The 20,700-nt window shown below is 67.1% G+C and carries 13 protein-coding genes; 9 read left to right on the top strand and 4 right to left on the bottom strand.

The features are described 5' to 3' along the window. Positions 1–48: 48 nt before the first annotated feature. From NDI76_RS18135 to NDI76_RS18125, 3 genes are all read right to left on the bottom strand, one after another. Positions 49–399: a four-helix bundle copper-binding protein gene (locus tag NDI76_RS18135; protein WP_310925572.1), complete on the bottom strand. Its 351-nt coding sequence runs from the start codon at positions 397–399 to the stop codon at positions 49–51. 281 nt (positions 400–680) lie between these two features. Continuing rightward, on the bottom strand, positions 681–1,280 hold the full coding sequence (locus NDI76_RS18130; protein ID WP_310925571.1) for an Lrp/AsnC family transcriptional regulator: 600 nt from the start codon (positions 1,278–1,280) through the stop codon (positions 681–683). Positions 1,281–1,631: 351 nt separating this feature from the next. Continuing rightward, the gene (locus NDI76_RS18125; RefSeq protein WP_310925570.1) at positions 1,632–4,331 is read right to left on the bottom strand and encodes a heavy metal translocating P-type ATPase; all 2,700 of its coding nucleotides are present in this window, start codon (positions 4,329–4,331) and stop codon (positions 1,632–1,634) included. A gap of 232 nt (positions 4,332–4,563) precedes the next feature. Here NDI76_RS18125 and NDI76_RS18120 point away from each other — a divergent pair, with 232 nt between their 5' ends. From NDI76_RS18120 to NDI76_RS18090, 7 genes are all read left to right on the top strand, one after another. Beyond that, positions 4,564–5,214: a helix-turn-helix domain-containing protein gene (locus NDI76_RS18120; RefSeq protein ID WP_425498387.1), complete on the top strand. Its 651-nt coding sequence runs from the start codon at positions 4,564–4,566 to the stop codon at positions 5,212–5,214. Between the two features lie 124 nt (positions 5,215–5,338). Continuing rightward, complete coding sequence (locus NDI76_RS18115) at positions 5,339–7,276, top strand: ABC transporter substrate-binding protein (protein WP_310925568.1); 1,938 nt, start codon at positions 5,339–5,341, stop codon at positions 7,274–7,276. 94 nt (positions 7,277–7,370) lie between these two features. Continuing rightward, on the top strand, positions 7,371–8,360 hold the full coding sequence (locus NDI76_RS18110) for an ABC transporter permease (RefSeq protein ID WP_310925567.1): 990 nt from the start codon (positions 7,371–7,373) through the stop codon (positions 8,358–8,360). Next, positions 8,360–9,277 (top strand): ABC transporter permease, encoded by a 918-nt coding sequence (locus tag NDI76_RS18105; protein ID WP_310925566.1) that lies wholly within the window; start codon positions 8,360–8,362, stop codon positions 9,275–9,277. Before NDI76_RS18110 ends, NDI76_RS18105 begins: the two co-directional genes overlap by 1 nt. After that, positions 9,274–11,367, top strand: coding sequence for an ABC transporter ATP-binding protein (locus NDI76_RS18100; protein WP_310925565.1), 2,094 nt, complete (start codon positions 9,274–9,276; stop codon positions 11,365–11,367). The genes NDI76_RS18105 and NDI76_RS18100 overlap by 4 nt, the downstream gene beginning before the upstream one ends. A 55-nt stretch (positions 11,368–11,422) precedes the next feature. After that, positions 11,423–12,868, top strand: a complete 1,446-nt coding sequence (locus NDI76_RS18095; protein WP_310925564.1) for an SLC13 family permease — start codon at positions 11,423–11,425, stop codon at positions 12,866–12,868. Positions 12,869–12,925: 57 nt separating this feature from the next. Beyond that, positions 12,926–15,154, top strand: coding sequence for a glycoside hydrolase family 3 N-terminal domain-containing protein (locus NDI76_RS18090; RefSeq protein WP_310925563.1), 2,229 nt, complete (start codon positions 12,926–12,928; stop codon positions 15,152–15,154). A 16-nt stretch (positions 15,155–15,170) separates the two neighbouring features. Here NDI76_RS18090 and NDI76_RS18085 read toward each other — a convergent pair whose 3' ends face one another. Further along, on the bottom strand, positions 15,171–16,361 hold the full coding sequence (locus tag NDI76_RS18085; RefSeq protein ID WP_310925562.1) for an amidohydrolase family protein: 1,191 nt from the start codon (positions 16,359–16,361) through the stop codon (positions 15,171–15,173). Positions 16,362–17,303: 942 nt separating this feature from the next. On the opposite strand from NDI76_RS18085, the gene NDI76_RS18080 reads away from it, so the two are divergent. Beyond that, positions 17,304–19,157, top strand: coding sequence for a rhamnogalacturonan lyase (locus NDI76_RS18080; protein ID WP_425498386.1), 1,854 nt, complete (start codon positions 17,304–17,306; stop codon positions 19,155–19,157). A gap of 97 nt (positions 19,158–19,254) precedes the next feature. After that, positions 19,255–20,700, top strand: a complete 1,446-nt coding sequence (locus NDI76_RS18075) for a sulfatase family protein (protein ID WP_310925560.1) — start codon at positions 19,255–19,257, stop codon at positions 20,698–20,700.

Below are 20,700 nucleotides of genomic sequence, written 5' to 3'. Positions count from 1 at the left end.
AGAAAAATCGGTGTGGGACGTCGACGTCGAGAGCAGTACGCCGGCGGTTTAGGCCATGCTCCGGCACGTCTCGGCGCAGTCGCGGAGGACCTCCGCGCACTGCTGGCAGTGGTCGGAGTCGTGGCTCTCACACTCGTCGGCGCAGTCCTCGCAGGCGTCCGCACACGCCTCGGCGAGGTGACCGCTGTAGTCGGAGTCGCGGGCCATCAGTCGCGCGTGGAGCGACGCGATGTCGGCCACGTCGCGGCAGAGGCGGGCGCACTGCTCCATCTCCTCGCTGCCGAGACACTCGTCGGCGCACCACTCGCAGACCTCGGTGGCCCGCGTGCAGTTCTGGATACATTCGCGCTGTTCCTCGCTCAGGTGGTCGATCTCGGAGACGGTCTCTGAAAGGGACATCGCACCTAGTACATCGGGCGGCACCTTTTCTTCGCTTGTGGCTAGGATCGTTAACTTCCGTTCGCAACGTCGAACGCGTCGCTCACGGAGTTTCCGGACGGTTGTTCCCGATACGAGAGACGACGACGTCGCCGACGCGCCGAGTCGCCCGAACAAACCGCTCCGTCGGGGACGATTCGGTTTCGAACGGACGCCTGTTCGGGACGAACGTGGCGAGAACGAAAAAGACAGCGCGCCGAGACGATCGTTCGCTACTTCGATGAGAGTTCGAGGCGGGAACCTCACCCGTCGGCCGACTCGGCGAGCGACTCGTACTGGTCGCTAATCTTCTCCGCGCACGACGCACAGCAGACGTGGTAGAGGTCTCCCGACTCGACTTCCACCGTCTCGCCCTCCCCGGAGACGACGTTCCCGCAGACCGAACACTGCACGTCGAAGTCGCCCGCTTCCAGTTGGGGCTGCCAGGAGGATTCGAGCACGGACTCGACCCGGTAGTCCCTGAGCTCCAGTCCTTCGAGCGCCGTTCGGAGCAGCGCGTGTATCTCCGAGGGGGAGCGCATCATCTTGGCGACGACGCGCGACTCGACGGTGCGGAACACGTGCTCGACGCCCTCTTCGGACTCCAGTCGGGACAGCACCTCCTCGGCGTCCGCCGGGTGCGACTCGACGACGACCAGGGTCTCGTCGGCGCCCGACAGCAGCGTGCGATCCAGTTCGAGGGTGAAGCGCTGAATGATGCCGAGTTCGCGGAGCCGTTCGACGCGGGTGGAGACGGTCGGCGGCGAGCGGTCGACCTCGTCGGCGATGCCGCGGAACGACCGGCGGGCATCCTCCATGAGAAGTCGCAGGATGTCGACGTCCGTCTCGTCCAGCTCGGTCATGGGCGACCGTTCCGTTCGCAGCCTGTTTTGGCTTCTGGCAGGGCGGGTCGTTTCGTTCGACCGGGCGTTCGAAACAGGCCTTCCCCCTTCGGTCGCTTATCTATCGTAAGTTCGATTCGCCGAGGCTGCCGATTCGTTAACCGCTGTGGGCCGAGGTGTGAAGCGAGACGACCGCAAGGACAGTACAGAAGTACGCGACGAGCGTCCCGGGCGCCTTCGTTCCCGGTTCGTATCCATGCAACTATCACAGCTACGGAGCACCGCCGTCTGAATCTAGCGCCGACGAATGCAACCAAGGCGTATCGAAGCGGGCCGCGATTGCGACGGAGCCGTGAGGCGGAAGCGACGAGGCTACCGTCGGAGGAACCCGAGCAGTCGGTAGTCGTGGTCGGGCGTGTACCGCCGGAACAGCAGGCTGTTCGTGAGCACCGACACCGACGATATAGCCATCGCGCCCGCGGCGAGGACGGGTTGGAGCAGGCCGAGCGAGGCCAGCGGAATCATCGCCGTGTTGTAGCCGAGCGCCCAGAAGAGGTTCTGTTTGATCTTCTGGAGCGTCCCCTCCGAGATGCGGACGGCCTTCACCACGTCGAGGGGGTCGTCGCGCATCAGCGTCACGTCGGCCGCCTCGATAGCCACGTCGGTTCCGCTGCCGATGGCACAGCCGACGTAGGCCACCGCGAGGGCGGGCGCGTCGTTGACGCCGTCGCCGACCATCATCGCCCTGCTGCCGTCGGTCTGAATCTCCTCGACCGCGTCGGATTTGTCCTCGGGGAGCACCCCGGCTCGGACGTTTTCGGGGTCGATTCCCACCTGCTCGGCGACGGCGCGGGCCGTGCGCTCGTTGTCGCCGGTGAGCATCATGACCTCGGTTCCGCGGTCGCGGAGTGCCGCGACGGCCTCCGTCGCGCTCTCTTTGACCGTGTCCGCGTCGGCGACGACGCCGAGCAGTTCGCCCGCTCGCGGCGTCCTGCCGCTCGCGTCGCGGTTCTCGCTCCGCTCCGAACCGCGCACGCGCCCGACGAGCATCGCCGTCTTCCCCTCGTTCTCCAGTCGCTCCATCGTCTCGGCCGCCGGCGAGGGGTCGATGTCGTTCTCGCGGAGCAGTTTCCGGTTGCCGACGAGTATCTCGTCGCCCTCGACCGTCGCGCGGACGCCGTGGCCGGGGACGTTCTCGAAGTCGGCGGCGTCCGGCACGTCGATGCCCCGTTCCTCGGCGCCGTCGACGATGGCCCGAGCGAGGGGGTGTTCGCTGCCGGACTCCGCCGCGGCGGCGAGTCGGAGCACTTCGTTCTCGTCGTCGCTCTCGTCCTCACGGTCGTCCGTATCCGTCTCCCCGCGTTCGGGCGCGGCGACCGCACCGCCGTCCGTCGCGGCGTCCGTTCGGTCCCCGCCGTCGGCGACGGCGCTCCCGTCGCCGCCGAACGCGACCACGTCGGTGAGGCTCATCTCGCCCTTCGTCAGGGTGCCCGTCTTGTCGAAGACGACGGTGTCGACGTCCTTCGCGCGTTCGAGCACGTCGCCGCCCTTGAACAGCACGCCGTTCTGCGCGCCGATGGTGGTGCCGACCATCGTCGCCGCCGGCGTCGCCAGTCCGAGCGCGCACGGACAGGCGATGAGGACCGCCGAGGCGAACACGACGACGGCGAACTCGAACGCCGACAGCGCCGCGGGACCGCCGCCGACGAGTCCCCACAGCGGAAGCGAGCCGACGAACCCGGCGAGCGCCTGCGGGAAGACGTACCAGACGGCGCCCCAAAACAGGGCGTTCAGGATGACCGCGGGGACGAAGTACGCCGAGATGCGGTCCGCGAGGTTCTGAATCTCGGGCTGGCGCGACTGCGCCTCCTTCACCGTCTGCACGATCTGCTGGAGGGCGGTGTCCTTGCCGACCTTCGTCGCCTCGACGACGAGCACGCCGTTCTCGTTTATCGTCGAGCCGACGACTTCGTCGCCCTCGCCCTTCTCGACGGGGACGGACTCGCCGGTGACCATCGACTCATCGACCGCCGACTGGCCGTCGACGACGACGCCGTCGGTCGGAATCTGCTCGCCGGGGCGGACCTTCATCCTGTCGCCGACGTCGACATCCTCGACGGGGACCTCGCGTTCGGTCCCGTCGTCGTCGACGACGGTGGCCGTGTCCGCCTCCATCTCCAGCAGCGTCCGGAGGGCCTCGCCGGCCTGCCCCTTCGAGCGGGCTTCGAGGTAGTTGCCGAGCGTGATGAACACGAGGATGAGGGCCGCGGTGTCGAAGTACAGCCCCTCGCTCGCCAGCAGTCCCAGGAGGACCACGACGGAGTAGACGTACGCGGTGGAGGAACCCAGCGCGATGAGCACGTCCATGTTCGCCGTGCGGTTCTTCACGAGCGCCTTGTACGAGTTGCGGTAGAACGGCCGCCCGAGGACCAGTTGAACGGGCGTGGCCAGAGCGAACTCCACCCAGCCGAACTCGACGCCGAACACCTCGTCGGGGAGCACGCTCCCGCCGAGGAGCAGTTTCTCCACGAGGAAGAACAGGAGGGGCGCGGAGAGCGCCGCGCCGAACAGCGTCAGCCGGAGCTGTTTTCGGATTTCGGCCTGTCGGGCGGCGTCGCGTTTATCTTCCGAAGACTCCCCGTCGTCGCCGTCCTCGCGGACGGGGTCGTACCCCGACTCCTCGATGGCGTCGTAGAGGTCCGACAGCGTCGCCTCCGCGGGGTTGTACGTCACCTGCGCCTCGTCGGTCGCGAAGTTCACGTCCGCGGAGACGACGCCGGGCGTTCGTTCCAAGGCGCCCTGTACGGTCTCCGAACAGTTCGCACACGACATGTCGGTGATGCCGATGGTCGTCGTCTCCGCGACGGGGTCGTAGCCCGCCTCCTCGATGGCGGCGTAGATGTCGCCCAGTGAGACGACGTCGGGGTCGTACTCGACGGTCCCCTCGTCGGTGGCGAAGTTGACGTTCGCCTCCGTCACCCCGTCCAGCGACTCGACGGCGCCGGACACCGTCTGCGAACAGTTCGCACAACTCATCCCTTGCATGTCGATTCGACTCTTGCGCTGACTCATTACCTCTAGATACGGGTCCCTTATTCAACCCGGTTTCCCTTTCGGAAGTTCGGTTTTGTGGGTGGAAGAACCTTCGAATAGAAAGCGACGCGGAATAGACGGCTGGGAGTCGCGCTCTCGGCGACGACGGCGGCGCGCGGCGAAACCAGCACACGTTTCACGGCGTTCGCCCTCCCGAGGAGTGGAGGGAGAGACGATTCTCACGATAGAGTTCGAGACGGAATCGACGGGGGTGGTCGCCGAGTTGCTGCCGTTCGTCGGCGACGGGGGGAGCATCGAGGTGGACAACGCCTTCTACGTCGAGGACGGCGAGTGGTTGGAGTCGTTCACCGTCGCCTCGACGGAGGAGGTGGACCTCGAAGCGCGCTTCGAGGAGGTTCCGGGCGTCTCCGTCTTCTACACGCAGTCCATCCCCTCGGGGTCGGCGGGCACGCACCTCGCGCGGGCCGTCGTCTTCGCGAACGAACCCTACCCGTACGTCCTCGAAACCGTGCTGCGGCGGCACGCGATACCGAACCGCCTCGTGGTCGAGAGGGGGACGGTCAGCGTCATCGCGACGGTGGCCGAGTGGGACGACTTCCGGGAGTTGGCCGACGACGTCGAGGAGAAGTACGGCCGCTTCGACCTGCTGAAGGTGAACGAGACGGACCGGCCGGGCGAACCGCTGGACAGCGGACGCCTCACGGACGTCCTCGTCTCGAAGTTCAGCGACCACCAGATAGACGTCCTGGAGACGGCGTACACGATGGGCTACTTCGCCGTGCCGCGCGAGGCGTCGGCGCAGGAGGTGGCCGACGCCCTCGAAATTCAGCAGTCCACGTTCAGCGAGCGCATCCGCACGGCGCAACACACGCTGTTCGAACTTATATTCTCGACTAGGTGAGATTGTTTTCTAGGTTACCTACCATATCACTGATTTCATTCGTCCTCCCCCACTTAATGTGTGATACTCATCACCGGGGTTCGGGGGAAGTCCTACCCGATAATCGGTGTTGTTTGCGACCATCATGGGCGATGATGACAGACGAACCAACTCGGAATCGGGGACGACCCGGCGGCGGTGTCTGAAGGCCGCCGCGGGACTCGGCGCTGCGGGCGTGACGGGTCTGTCCGGGTGCGTCGGCGGCGGGTCCGGTCCCGTCAGCCTCGACCCGGACGTCCCCGCGGGCGCGCCGGAGACCGTCGAGACGAAGTACTGGCACGACTGGCCGACCGTCGACGCGGAGTCGCCGCCGATGGAGTACACGGCGCGGGCCGGCGCGGTCCTCGACCCGGTCACCATCGAGTTCTCGACTGAGGACGACCCCTGGATGCGCGAACACGCGTTCATGTTCCAGCGGTCGCTCCGCGACCTCGGCGTCAGACCCGAACTCGACAACCGACCGCTCAACCAACTGTACGCGCAGAGTTGGGCGACGAGCGGGTTGGAAAACACGATCTCGATGAGCACGCACGGGCCGGACCCCCAGCGCGGACTCGACCCGAACCCGCTGTTGATGCGGCGGTACAAGTCCAGCCCGTCGAACTACGACAACTACTGGCACCCGAAGCTCAACGAGATTCTCGACGAGCAGCGCCGCCTGACCGGCGACCGAGAGCGACGGAAGGAACTGGTCGACCGGGCGCAGGCGATTTTCGCCGAGGACGTGGGCGCGCTCATCACGCTGTTTCCAGACGTCATCACGGCCGTCAACGAGCGGAAGTGGGACGGCTACGTGATGACGCCGGGCAACGGGCCGACGGGCGACGCGTTCCAGTGGTCGGAGGTGAACCTCCAACCGCGGACGGGCGAACGCGCCTACGTGAAGGGAACGTCCGTCTCGATGAACTCGCTGAACCTCCCGTGGGCGGCGGGCGGGGCGGAGGCCAAACGGCTCACGTACATCTACGACGGCCTGTTCGACGCGTCGCCGGACCTCGAAGTCGTCCCCGCCCTCGCCACGTCGGCGGAGTTCGTCGACGACACCACGGTGGAGATGACGCTCCGCGAGGGCGTGACGTGGCACGACGGCGAGTCGTTCACCGCGGAGGACGTGAAGTTCTCCGTCGACTTCTACAACGAGCACTCGGCGGTGAGTCAGGCGCCGTTCTACGGCCCGATCGACTCCGTCGAGCGCCTGGGGAGCCACGAGGTGCGGTTCAACCTCTCCCGACCGGACGCCTCGTTCCTGACCCAGCGGGTCGTCCGCAGCGCCATCATCCCGAAGCACCGCTGGGAGGACGTCGAGAACCCTACACAGTACAGTCCGACCGAACCCGTCGGCACCGGCCCCTTCGAGTTCGGAAGGTGGTCGCAGAGCAGCAAGTTCGTCGTCGAACGCAACGACGACCACTGGACGTGGGACGACGACTGGCGCGCCGAACACCTCGGCGACGCCGCCGCGCGCGGCCCCGGCATCGACCGGGTCATCTGGGTGAACGTCGGGAACGTCAACGCGCTCATCGGCGGCCTGCAGAACGAGAAGATAGACGCCGTCGCCGGCCGCCTGTCGAACACGCAGGCCGAACGCGCCGCCGACACCGCGGGCGTCGACAAACGCGTCGCGGACAACTTCGCCCCCTTGGACACGAAGCTCATGTTCTCGTCGCCGCTGATTCGCGACAAGGAGTTCCGCGTCGCTCTCGCGAAGGCGGTCGACAAGGAGGGGTTCGTGAAACAGGTCCTCCAAGGACGGGCGACGGTCCCCCCGGGCGAGAACTTCATCTCCGACCTGACGATCTGGACCAACTCCGAGACGAAGAACTACGCGTACGACGCGGAGGCGGCCCGCGAAATCCTCGCCAGGGCAGGGTACACGTGGGACGGGAACGGCAACCTGCGCTTCCCGAACGGCGACGCGTGGGCGGCGTTCGTCGAACGCGTCCAGAACGGCAACTGCCACCGCCGCCGAACCGAACTCGACCAACCCGACTTCGCGGATTCAGACGGAGGCTCAAACCAATGACGACGAGAACCGAGAGCGACGACCGCATCGACCCCCGCGACGCCCCGCGACGTTCGGCGTCCGGCGAACCGACGAGGGAGACGGAGGTGGGGCGATGAGCCAGTTCCAGCGATTCCTCGCCAAGCGCATCGGCATCGCGGCGGCGCTCACCCTGGTCGCCGTGACTATCATCTTCTTCACCCTTCGGCTCCTTCCCGGAAGCCCGTTCACGCAACTGGTGGCCTCGGGGAACCTCTCCGAGCAGCAGGTCGCGGAGATTCTGTCGTTGTACGGACTGAACAAGCCCCTGCACGAGCAGTACCTCATCTACCTGCAGAACCTGCTCACGTTCCAGTTCGGCTACTCCATCCGGCAGACCCGGCCGGTCTGGGAGATTCTCGGGCCGAAGCTGTTCAACACGCTGATACTGCTCGTGCCCGCCCTCGTGACGACGGCGGTGCTGAGCACGCTGCTCGGGATGTACGCCGGGTGGAAGCGCGGGTCGTGGCTGGAGACGGGCAGCATCGTCACGACGACGTTCCTCCGGTCGACGCCGGTGTTCATCACCGCGCTGCTGTTCATCATCGTGTTCTCGTACACGCTCGACCTCGTCCCCGCGTTCGGCATGCGCGAGATAACCGCCAGTCCGACCGGGTTCGCCGACACCTACCTCTCGGTCGACTTCCTGCACCACTATCTCCTCCCGTTCACGGTGGCGGTGCTGTACTACAGCGGCGACTTCCTCCTCCTCGCCCGCAACGGCGTCGTCGAGCAGAAGGGTTCCGAGTTCCTGAAGCTTCACAAGGCGAAGGGGCTCTCCGAGACCGAGCAACTGCTGCGGACGGGGCGGAACTCGCTGCTTCCCGTCCTCACCTACTTCGCGCTCCGACTGGGGATGATATTCCAGGGGCTCATCCTCTTAGAGGTCGTGTTCGGGTGGCCCGGCATCGGCCGCCAACTCGTGATGTCCATCTCCCAGCAGGACTTCCCCGTCGTGCAGGCGGCGGTGTTCCTGATGGCGCTGGCGGTCATCGTGATGAACCTCGTCGCCGACGTGCTGTCGGCGTACTTCGACCCCGCCGTCACCGCGGGAGGTGGGAGCTGATGTCCGTCGACAGCGTCGAACCCGTGCGTTCGTGGCTTCGCTCCGGCGTGGACCGAGTCGCGTCGAACCTCCGGTTTATAGCCGGGGACACACCCGCGGCCGTCGGCTTCGCCGTCATCGCGACGTTCGCGTTCCTCGGGGTGTTCGGCCCAGTCATCGCGCCGCACGACCCCATCCGCTACAGCGTCCAGACCGGCCAAGGAACCATCGCGCGCCTCAACGCGCCGACCCTCGCAGCCCCCTTCGGGACGACGGCCTACGGGAAGGACGTGTTCAGCCAGTTCCTCGCCGGCGCGCGGCCGACGTTCATCGTCGGCCTGTTCGGCGGACTGGCGACGGGCGGCGTCGGGTTCCTCGTCGGCCTCGTCGCGGGCTACTTCGGCGGGACGGTCGACGAGGTGCTGATGCGCCTGACCGACCTGACGTTCTCGCTGCCGTTCATGCCGATGGCGCTGCTGCTGTTGACGTTCGTCCAGCCGAACATCTGGGTCATCACGGCCATCGTCGCGGCGTTCCTCTGGAAGATGCCCGCGCGGGTCATTCGCTCTGAGGTGCTGTCGGTCTCCGAGCGGACGTTCGTGCGGTCGGCGAAGGCCAGCGGCGCGGGCCACCTGCGGACGATGTTCGTCCACGTCGCGCCGAACGTCCTCCCCATCGCGTTCCTGTACACGGCGTACGGCGTCGCGTGGTCCATCGCCGCGCAGGCGAGCCTCGCGTTCCTCGGCTTCGGCGACCCGACGACGACGAGTTGGGGCCGGATGCTCCGGCAGGTGTTCGCCTCCGGCAGCATCCGCGTCGCCTGGTGGTGGGTGATTCCGCCCGCCGTCGGCATCGCCGCGGTCACGACGTCGGTGTTCCTCATCGGTCGCGCCTACGAGGAAGTCATCAACCCCGAAATCAGCGAGCAATCACAATGAGCCTACTCGAAGTCGAAGACCTGACGGTGACGTACGGTTCGGACGACGGCCGCGTGCACGCGGTCAACGGCGTGTCGTTCGAGATACGCGAGGGCGTGAACTACGGCCTCGCCGGCGAGAGCGGGTCCGGGAAGTCCACAGCCGCGGAGGCGCTCCTCGGACTGCTGCCGAACAACGGCCGGGTCGACGGCGGGTCGGTCACGTTCAAAGGGCAGGACCTGCTCTCGATGTCCGATGAGGAGCGCCGGGACGTGCTCTGGGAAGAGATCGCGTACATCCCGCAGAGCGCGATGGACTCGCTGGACCCCGTGATGACCTGCGGCGCGCAGATTCGGCAGGCGATACAGAAACACCGGAACGTCTCCGAGGCGAATGCGCGCGACCGGGTGCGCGAACTGTTCGAGATGGTCGGGCTCGACCCCGACCGGACCGAGCAGTATCCCCACGAGTTCTCCGGCGGGATGCGCCAGCGGGTCACCATCGCGATGGCGCTGGCGCTGGAACCGGACCTCATCGTCGCCGACGAGCCGACGACGGGACTGGACGTGGTGGTGCAGGACAAGATTGTGGACACGATACTGGAGATACAGGAGCGCATCGACAGCTCGCTGCTCCTCATCACGCACGAAATCGGCGTCATCGCGGAGACCTGCGACGACCTCTCCATCCTCTACGGCGGGACGGTGATGGAGCAGGGCAGCGTCGACAACGTGCTCGTCAACCCGACGAATCCCTACACGATGGGGCTGAAGAACTCCTTCCCCGAGGTCGAACGGCTCTCGGAGGACCCGGTGGCGATTCCGGGGTCGCCGCCGAGCCTCGACGCGCCGCCGACCGAGTGCGTGTTCGCCGACCGCTGCCCGTTCGAGACCGAGGAGTGCACCGACTCGGAACCCCCGCTGGTCGACCTCCCGAACCGCAACCACCGGTCGGCCTGTCACCACGTCGACCGGGCCGCGCGGATGCGGCGGGAGGCGACCGACCCCGAGACCTGGGGCGTCGACCCCGCCGAGGAGTCGGTCGCCGACGGACGGAGCGAGGAGATTCTCCGCGTCGACGACTTGGAGAAGTGGTACTCGACGAGTCAGTCGCTGTTCGACCAACTCCGCGGCGCGGAGGCGCCGCAGGTGAAGGCTGTCGACGGCGTGTCGTTCTCGTTGCACCGCTCGGAGATTCTCGGCGTCGCGGGCGAGAGCGGGTGCGGGAAGTCGACGCTCGGCGAGACCGTCGCCATGCTCGAAGAGCCGACCGGCGGCGACGTCGAGTTCGACGGGAAGAGCGTCGAGGAGTACCAGCGCGGCGGGATGAAGGAGTTCAGGCGGAAGGCGCAGATCATCTTCCAGGACCCCTTCGACTCGCTGAACCCGCGGCAGACGGTCCGGCAACTCGTGACCGAACCGCTGAAGATTCACAACCTCGCGGAGGGCCGACAGACCGAGAAGGCGACCGAGACGCTCGAACGCGTCGGGCTGACGCCCGCCGAAGAGTTCCTCGACGACTACCCGCACGAACTCTCCGGCGGGCAGCGACAGCGCGTCGCCATCGCCCGCGCCCTCGTGCTCGACCCGGACTTCCTCGTCTGCGACGAACCGGCGTCGATGCTGGACGTCTCGCTGAAGGTCAACCTCCTCAACCTGCTCCGCGACCTGGCCGACGAGGACGACATCGGCATCGTCTACATCTCACACGACCTCGCCAGCCTCTCGCAGGTGTCGGACCGACTCGCCGTCATGTACCTCGGCCGCATCATCGAACTGGGCGACACCGAACGCGTCGTCTCCGGGCCGAAACACCCGTACACCGAGGCGCTGCTCTCGGCCGCACCGGAGAAAGACCCCTCGCAGGACCGCGAACGCGTCCTCCTGGACGGCGAACCGCCGGACCCGGTCGACCTGCCCGAGGGCTGTACGTTCGCCCCCCGGTGCCCGAAGGCGACCGAGGAGTGCCGCGCGGCCGAACCGCCTCTCTCGGAGGCCGCCGACGCGGACGGCGACCACGCCGCGGCGTGTTACTTCCCCGTCGACGAGGAGGACCGAACGGGGGACGCCCCCGCCGGCGCGTCGGCCTCGAACACCTCCGCGGACGACTGAACCGACCGAGATGGACCCCGCTCGAACTCCCTCCCAACCCACGCGCGCTTCATAGATGCCCGACGACGCTCACGCCGACGACGAACCGGCCCTCGCCAGAGCGGACGCGCTCGGAATCGCCGCCGCCGTCGCCGTCCTCGCGTGGGGCGCGCTGGCGGAGCCGTCGGCGTTCGCGCCGAACGCACAGGACGTGATGGCGGTATTCGGCTTCGCGCTGGTGCTGTGGCTCACGGAGGCCGTGCCGTACGTCGTCTCCGGGACGCTCGCCGTCGTGCTGCTCGTCGTTTTCGGCGTCGCCCCGTCGTTCGCCGTCGCGGCCTCCGGGTTCGCCTCCTCGCTCGTGTTCTTCCTCCTGCTCGTGTTCCTCCTCGGCACGGCCATCGACGAGGTGGACCTCGACCGCTGGTTCGCATCCCGACTGCGCTCGTCCGGGGAGGGTGCCGCGCGGCCGTTCCGGTCACTCGCGGCGAACCTGTTCGCGCTGGCGTTCCTCATGCCGTCGGCGGTGGCGCGCGCCGTCACGTTCGTCCCGGTGGTCAGGCGGGTCCGGGACGCCTACGACCTCGACCCGGGCGGCGGCTTCGAGCGCTCCTCCTTTCTCGTGCTCGGACACGTCAACCCCGTCGCCTCGCTGGCGCTCATGACCGGCGGGGGGATGGCGCTGGTGACGGCCGAAATCGTCCGCTCGGGGTCGCGGAGCGTCACGTGGCTGGAGTGGGCCGCGCTCATGATACCGCCCGTAGCCGCGTTGTACGCGCTCTCTGCGGCGACGGCGGGCCTCCTCTACGGCGGCGCAGCGGTGGACGCGTCGGTCCAAGAGAGCGTCGAGGCGGACGGGGGCACGTCGGGCGGAACGGTCGGCGCGCTCACCCGCGACCAACGAATCGTCGCGGCGACGATGGCCGGCGCGGTCTGTCTGTGGCTTCTCGGCTCCGTCACCGGCCTCCCGGCCATCGTCCCCGCGGCCTTGGCCGTCGCGGTTCTCGCCCTCCCCGGTATCGAGATTCTGACGGCCGCGGACGCCGCCGACGTGAGTTGGGGCATCCTCTTCGTCGTCGGGGCGATGTTCTCCATCCTCGACCGGATGGAGGCGACCGGGGCGCTTCGCACCATCGTCGAGGCGGCGACGGGTGCGGTCCCCTTCCACGCGATGCCTCACTGGCAGGGCGCGGCCGTGCTCCTCGGGGTGGCCGTCTGCGTCCGCGTCCTCTTCTCGACGGGGTCGGCAGCGATGCTCGTCGTCCTCCCGGTGGCGCTCCGAATCGGCGGCGAAATCGGGCTGAACCGGCTGTTCCTCGCGCTCGCCGTCGTCCTCGTCGTCGGGTCGACGACCGTCTTCCCGTTCAACACGACCGCGGTGTTAGTGTCGATGGAGGAGGGGCCGCTCGACGGGTTCGACGTGCTGGCGTTCGGCCTCGTGACGATGACGTACTCGCTGGTCGTCGTCGCCGTATCGTGGGCCGTCTACTGGCCCGCCGTGGCCGCGGCGTTCCCGGGGTGAAGCGTGGGGGGTTCGTCGGAGCCGATGGTTTATGACGGCGTAGAGCACCTATCGAACATGGAAACGCGGACGCAGTCGTTGCTCGACCGGGTCTCGCCCGAGCGGCGAGCCGAGGTCGAAGAACGCGTCGAGACGCTGCTCTCGGAGCTGACGCTCGAACAGAAAGTGGGGCAGCTGAACCAGCTGAACGCCGACTTCTCGACCGGGACCGCCGTCGGAGACATGGACGTCGAGCGGGGGATTCTGGACGGCGACATCGGGTCGGTTCTCAACTTCACCGACCTCGAAGAGGCGCGCCGGTTTCAGGAACTCGCGGTCGAGGAGTCCGACCACGGGATTCCGCTCGTGCTGGCGCTGGACGTCATCCACGGCCACCGGACGATCTTCCCGATTCCGCTCGGCGAGGCGGCCTCGTGGAACCCGGAGATGGCGGAACTATCGGCGCGCGTCGCCGCGACCGAGGCCGCGGCCAGCGGAGTCCAGTGGACGTTCGCGCCGTCGGTCGACGTCAGTCGCGACGCGCGCTGGGGCCGCGTCATGGAGGCGGCGGGTGAGGACCCCTACCTCGCCGGAGAATTCTCGAAGGCGCGCGTCCGGGGGTTCCAAGGCGACGACCTCGCCGCGGACGACACCATCCTCGCGTGCGCGAAACACTTCGTCGGCTACGGCGCCGTCGAGGCTGGCCGCGAGTACAACACGGTCGACGTCTCCGAGACGGCCCTCCGCGAGGTACACCTCCCGCCGTTCGAGGCCTGTCTGGAGGCGGGCGTCGGCAGCGTGATGAACGCTTTCAACCTCCACGAACGCATCCCAGCCAGCAGCAACGAGACGCTCGTGGCGGGCCTCCTGCGCGACGAACTCGACTTCGAGGGACTCGTCGTGTCCGACTGGGACTCGTTCGGCGAACTCGTCGAGCACGGGGTCGCCGGAGACCTGCGCGACGCGGCGCGAGCGTGTATCGAGGCCGGTTCCGACGTCGACATGGTCAGCGGCGCCTACGCGACCGAACTGGTCGAACTGGTCGAAGACGGCGTCGTCGAGGAGTCGCTCGTCGACCGGGCCGTCCGGCGCCTACTGACCGTCAAAGCCGTTCTGGGTCTGTTCGAGGACCCCTACCGGTACTTCGACGAGGAGCGTCGCTCCCGGCGAACCCTCACCGACGACCACCGCGAGGCCGCCCGCGAAGTCGCCGGCGAGTCCCAGGTCCTGTTGAAGAACGAGGACGACCTGTTGCCGCTGAACGACGGCGGGGACGTCGCGCTCGTCGGCGGACTCGCGGACAGCGCAACGGACATGCTGGGTGCCTGGCACGCCGTCGGCGACCCGGCGGACGTGACGACGCTCAAGACGACGCTCACGGACCGCGTCGAGAACCTGACGTACGCCGAAGGCTGTGACCGGGACGGCTCCGTCGGTGACGAGCAACTGGAGGCGGCGGTCAAGGCGGTCGCCGCCGCGGACGTCGCCGTCGTCGCCGTCGGCGAGCGCTACGACCAGAGCGGCGAGGCGGCGAGTCGTGCGCACCTCGACCTGCCCGGCGACCAGCGTGCACTGCTCGAAGCCCTCGTCGGGACAGGAACGCCCGTGGCCGCCGTTCTGTTCAACGGTCGGCCGTTGGCGATAGACTGGGAGGCGGAGCACGTCCCCGCAATTCTCGAAGCCTGGTTCCCCGGCGTCGAGGCGGGTCCGGCTATCGTCGACGTACTCCTCGGCGAACACGACCCCTCGGGTCGGCTCCCGATGAGTTTCCCCGTCACCGAGGGGCAGATACCCGTCTACTACAACCGTCTGCGAACCGGACGGCCGGCCGAGGACGCCGACGCGGACCTGACGAGGCCGCCGGCGAATCCCGGCGAGAAGTACACGTCGCGGTATCTCGACGTGCCGAACGACCCGCTGTACGCCTTCGGCCACGGCGAGAGCTACACCGCCTTCGCGTACACCGGCGTGACCCTCGGCGCGGCGGCGATTACGGCCGGCGAGAGCCTCGCTGTCGACGTGACGGTCGAGAACGTCGGCGACCGGGCCGGAACCGAAGTCGTGCAGGTGTATCTCAGAGACGTGGTCGGTAGCCGCGCACGACCGGTCAGGGAGTTGGTCCGCTTCGAGAACGTCGACCTCGACGCCGGCGAATCGGCGACCGTCTCCTTCGAGTTGACGACGGCCGACCTCGAGTTCTGGACGGCCGACGAAGCGTACGCGGCCGAACCGGGCGAGTTCGAGGTGCAGGTCGGCCACGCGGCCGACGACGTCACCGCGGTCGAGACGTTCGAACTGGTCGAGTGAGGCGTCTAAAGACCGTTCACCACTGCCACTCCTCCCGCGGGTCGACGCTATCCTCGGCGCGGTCGAAGACGTGTTCGCCGTCGACGAAGACGTGCTGGGCGCTCGTGTCGAACTGATAGAACGGGCCGTCCCAGACGACGATGTCCGCATCGGTTCCTTCTTCGAGGGTACCGACGCGGTCCTCGATGCCCAGAATCTCCGCGGGGTTGCGCGTGACGACGTCGAGGGCGGCCGCTTCGGGCAAGCCCTCGCGGACGGCGAGGCCGACGCAGACGTCGAGGTGTCGCTGGGGGACCACCGGCGCGTCGGTCTGAACGGCCACCTTCACGCCCGCCTCGTGGAGGATACCCGGCGTCTCGAACGTGATGTTCCGGAGTTCGTACTTCGCGCCGGAGTACAGCGACGGGCCGCAGACGGCGGGCACGCCGCGTTCGGCGAACTCCTCAGCGACGAGGTGCCCTTCCGTCGCGTGTTCGATAGACAGGTCGTCGATACCGAACTCCTCGGCGATGCGGAAGACGGTCACGATATCGTCGGCGCGGTGAGCGTGAACGCGCAGGGGTAACTCGCCCTCTACGACGCGCGCGAGGTTCTCCAGACCCAAGTCGCGGTCGAACGTCTCCTCGTTCTCCGCGGCGTTCGCCCGCTTTTCGACGTAGTCCTCGGCGTTCATCAGCGCCTGTCTGAGCGTCGCCGCGACGCCCGGTCGGGTCGAGGGCTGACGGTCCTTGCGTTCGCCGTGGAAACGCTTCGGATTCTCGCCCATCGCGGCTTTCATCCCGTCCTCGCGGATGAGCATTCGGTCGGCGATATCGCCGTAGGTCTTCATCGAGCAGATGACACCGCCGACAACGTTTCCGGACCCCATCCGCGCGGAGACGCTGGTGACGCCGTTCTGGAAAGCGTACTTCAGTTCCTCGTCGCGCGGGTGGAAGCCGTCGAGGGCGTTGACGTGCGGCGTGACCGGGTCGGTCCCCTCGTTGTAGTCGCCGTCCTCGGGTTCGCCCCACTCGGCCATTCCGGCGTGACTGTGCGCGTCGACGAGGCCAGGGGTGACCGGCGTGCCGTCGACGTCCAACTCGGTCGCCTCGCCGGGCGCATCGACGTCGCCGACGGCGGCTATCTTTCCGTCCTCGACGAGCAAGTCCCCCTGCACCGTCCCCCGGTCCGTCGCCGTGCGCAGCGTCGCGTTGCGAATGACGTACATACGGCACGGTCACGGGGAGCGTACAATATGCTTCGGTTCGAAAGTGGGTCGACCGCTGACCGGCGGTTGTGAGAGCGAAGTAGTGAGTCGGATGTACCGGAATTCGATGAGCAGATTCGGCCGAGTTATGGTGTAGTAGAGCTATCTAATCCCTAATAGCAGCGATTCTAAGTCACTTACGAAGGTAGGAACCATATATGAGTGTGTAAGTGGCATATTTACTCTTAATTTATACATGAATAGAATAGAAGAACCGGATGTAGAACTATACTAGTCTATCCAACGGGATAATCAGCGAATGAGGCAGAACCGCTCAGCAGTTTCCGACAGTATCGGACGCCGTTCGTCGCTCGCCTCCTGGTCAACTGAGGAGGAAGGCCGACCAACCATACTATAACGGAACTAACTCTGTAATGATTGTAGCATTCGGGCGGGGAATCGAGCAGTGAAGAAAAGATACCACCAGTACCGACACGAGTCGTCCGGGTAGGGCGGACGGAAACGGATACGAATCCGGACCGGCCTCAAGGCGGGTCGGAGGGCAGCGCAGCGTCTACCCGCATCCGCTCGGCCGCTTCGAGGGCGTCGTGGGGAATGTCACACGTCCGGTAACTCCGGAACCGCAAGCGAACGCTTCGAGGGGTTGGAGTCGTCGAACGAACCCACGGAAGTCGTCGGCGAGAGAGTAGTGCGAGTCATTCTCAATCTCCTTAAACCAAAGTTTTATAACAATAAATTGACAACGAGAAAGGCGTCGTAGCAGACATGAACGACCAAAACGCGGATGGATGGACTAGCGGCAGCTATCGACGAGAGTTCCTCGGAGGCGTCGCGTTCGGGACGGCCGGCCTGCTGGCGAGCGGCGTCGGTTCGGCGGCCGCCGCCGGGCAGGGCAACCGAGGAAACGGAAACGAACGGGCGGACGGAGACGGCCTCCGGCAGATGGAGGCGCTGGACAGGGGACTGGTCGCCGTTCCCACCGACGGCGGCGTGCTGGTTCGGTGGCGCCTGTTCGGCACGGAGCCGGACGACCTCGGCTTTCACCTCTTTCGTGACGGAGAGCGGGTGAACGACGCTCCGATCACCGAGAGCACGAACTACCTCGACCCCGAGGGGACGACCGACTCGACGTACGCGGTCCGACCGGTCGGCGTCGGCCGCGCCGGCGACGACGGACCCGGCCGAGGCGAGGACAGCGGCGACTCCGAAGAACAGGGGCGCCGCGGCGGCAAGCCGGGCATGTCCGACTCCGTCGAAGTGTGGGACGAACGGTACAAGGAGATACCGCTGAACAAACCCGACTCGGTCGAGGGGGAGGACGGCGAGACGGTTACCTACCACGCGAACGACGCGAGCGTCGGCGACCTGACGGGCGACGGGACGCTCGATATCGTCCAGAAGTGGTCGCCCTCGAACGCCAAGGACAACTCCCAGACGGGACACACGAGCGACGTCCTCATCGACGGTTACACGATGGACGGCGAGCACCTCTGGCGAGTCAACCTCGGACAGAACGTCCGCGCGGGCGCCCACTACACCCCGTTCGTCGTGTACGACTTCGACGGCGACGGCAAGGCCGAACTGGCCGTCAGAACGGCCGACGGCGCGACGGACGGCACCGGCGCGGTCATCGGCGACCCCGACGCCGACTACGCGAACGAGTCGGGCTACGTCCTCGACGGGCCGGAGTATCTCACCGTCTTCGACGGCGAGACGGGCGAGGCGTTGGCGACGACCGACTTCGAACCCGCCCGCGGCGACGTCTGCGATTGGGGGGACTGTTACGGAAACCGCGTCGACCGCTTCCTCGCCGGCACCGCCTACCTCGACGGGGAACGGCCGAGCATCGTCATGACGCGCGGCTACTACGCGAAGACGATGCTGGCCGCGTGGGATTTCCGCGATGGCGACCTCGACCTCCGGTGGCTGTTCGACAGCGACGACGGCCACCCCGAGTACGAGGGGAAGGGTGCGCACACGCTGGCCACCGCGGACGTCGACGAGGACGGAAAGGACGAAATCGTCTACGGCGGCGCAGTCATCGACCACGACGGGAGCCCGCTGCACACGACGACGATGGTGAACCCCGATACGCTTCACTGCGGGGACTTCCTCCCCGACCGGGAGGGAGTGGAGATATTCGTCCCCTCGGAGTACCCGCCGGAAGGCGCCCCGAGCGCGTCGATGCGCGACGCGGAGACGGGCGAGTACATCTGGGCCAGCGACGGCGACGACGTCGGGCGGGCGATGGTCTCCGACGTCGACCCGAACTACGAGGGCGCCGAAGCGTGGGCGTCCGGCGGCGTCGGCACGTACGCGGCCAGCGGCGAGCGGATCCGGGAGGACCCGATTCCCTCCATCAACTCCGCCGTCTGGTGGACGGGCGACCTGCTGCGGGAACTGTTGGACCACGAGTGGAACGCCGAAGAGACGTACGGCGTCGGACGGCTCACCAAGTGGAACCCGGAATCGGAGGAGCTCGACCCGCTGAAATCCTTCGAGGGAACCCGCTCGAACAACTGGACGAAGGGCAACCCGTGTCTCTCCGGCGACATCCTCGGCGACTGGCGCGAAGAGGTCATCTGGCGAACCGAGGACAGCGAGGCGCTCCACCTCTACGCGACGCCGCACGAGACCGACCACCGGCTGTACACGCTGCTGCACAATCCGCAGTACAGGACCGCTATCGCGCGGCAGAACGCCGGCTACAACCAGCCGCCGTGGCCGAGTTACTTCCTCGGACACGGGATGGACGACCCGCCGTCGCCCGACATCGAACTCGTCTCCGACGACTGAACGCGGCGACGACGACAGCGTCGTGAACGGGACGCCGGAAGGCGAGCGACCCCTCGCCTGAGGGGGGTTTATGTCGCCCGTCGTCGAAGCGGCGACGATGCCTCCCGCCGCCCCTAACGTCCTGTTCGTGATGACGGACCAGCAGCGATTCGATACGATTCGCGCGCTGGGCAACGACCGAATCCACACGCCGAACATCGACCGCCTCGTCGCGCGCGGCGTGTCGTTCACCAACGCGTACTCGACGACGCCCATCTGCATCCCCGCGAGACACACGATACGGACGGGGTGCGACGCGCTCACGACCGGCTACTTCGGCAACGAGAAACGCGACGCCGCGCACCTCGAAGACCGCTGCGGCCCGTTTCTCGCGCGGCGCATGGGGGAACTCGGGTACCGGACGTTTCTGGTCGGAAAGTACCACGCGCACCCGCGCGATATCGACCTCGGCTACGACACCCGTCTCAGCGCCGAGGCCTATCGCGCTGACACCGGCCACAAGGTGAAGACGACGGCCCGAGAGGGAGCGATGATTCACCTCCCACAGCGGAACGCGCTGCCGCGAGAGACGAACTACGAGGCGTGGATGACCGACCGTGCAGTCGACCTCGTCGGGGGGAGAGATGAGGACGACGACCGACCGTTCTTCGGACTGGTCTCGTACGAACCCCCGCACCCGCCGTTCGCCCCGTCGCCGCCGTTCGACCGGATGTACGACCCGGACCGGCTCTCGGACCCCGTCGAGGGCGAGTTGGCCGTCGACCACATGGACGAGAAGATACCCGCGCAGAACCACCACTTCTGGACCGCTCGCGGGAACGGTATCGACCGCACGACCGCTCGGGTCGTCAAGGCGCACTACTACGGGATGGTCTCGGAAGTCGACCGACATATCGGACGTCTCCTCGACGCGGTGGAGGCGCGCGACGACGCCGAGAATACGGTAGTCTGCTTTTTCTCCGACCACGGCGAGATGCTCGGCGACCACCGGGGGTGGGAGAAGACGTCCTTCTTCGAGTCCTCCTGTCGGGTTCCCTTCCTCGTGAGTTGGCCCGCGGAACTCCCGGAGGGAGAACGATGCGAGGAGTTCGTCTCGTTGACCGACCTCTTCGGCATCGCCACGACGGCCGCCGGGAGTCAGGAACTGCGAGACGGCGTCGACGTGCTCGGGATGCTTCGCGGGGACACCGGCCCCCGCGAACGCCTGTTCGGCTACCACCGAACGCCCCGACTGCCGCCGAACTTCACGGCGATGGTCCGCGAGGGCGACTGGAAGTACGTGTTCATGCGGAACGGCGGCCGCGAGCAACTGTTCGACCTCTCGACGGACCCGAACGAGGTCGACGAGTGCGCGGGCGACCACCCCGAAAAGACCGCGGAACTCCGAGAGTCACTCGCCGAGAAACTGACCGCCGAGGGACAGACGGCCTTCGTCGAGAACGGGACGCTGCGACGCGACCCCTACCGGGAGATAGATATGGGACGGCTGGTGCGCGAACCCTACCCGGCGTCGCCGGCGGACGTGCTCGGCGGCGACGAGTGA

It is taken from the genome of Halogeometricum sp. S1BR25-6, assembly GCF_031624495.1.
Lineage (GTDB): Archaea > Halobacteriota > Halobacteria > Halobacteriales > Haloferacaceae > Halogeometricum > Halogeometricum salsisoli.
The sequence above is the reverse complement of the archived record's forward strand: the minus strand, read 5'-3'. Positions and strand labels throughout refer to the sequence as shown.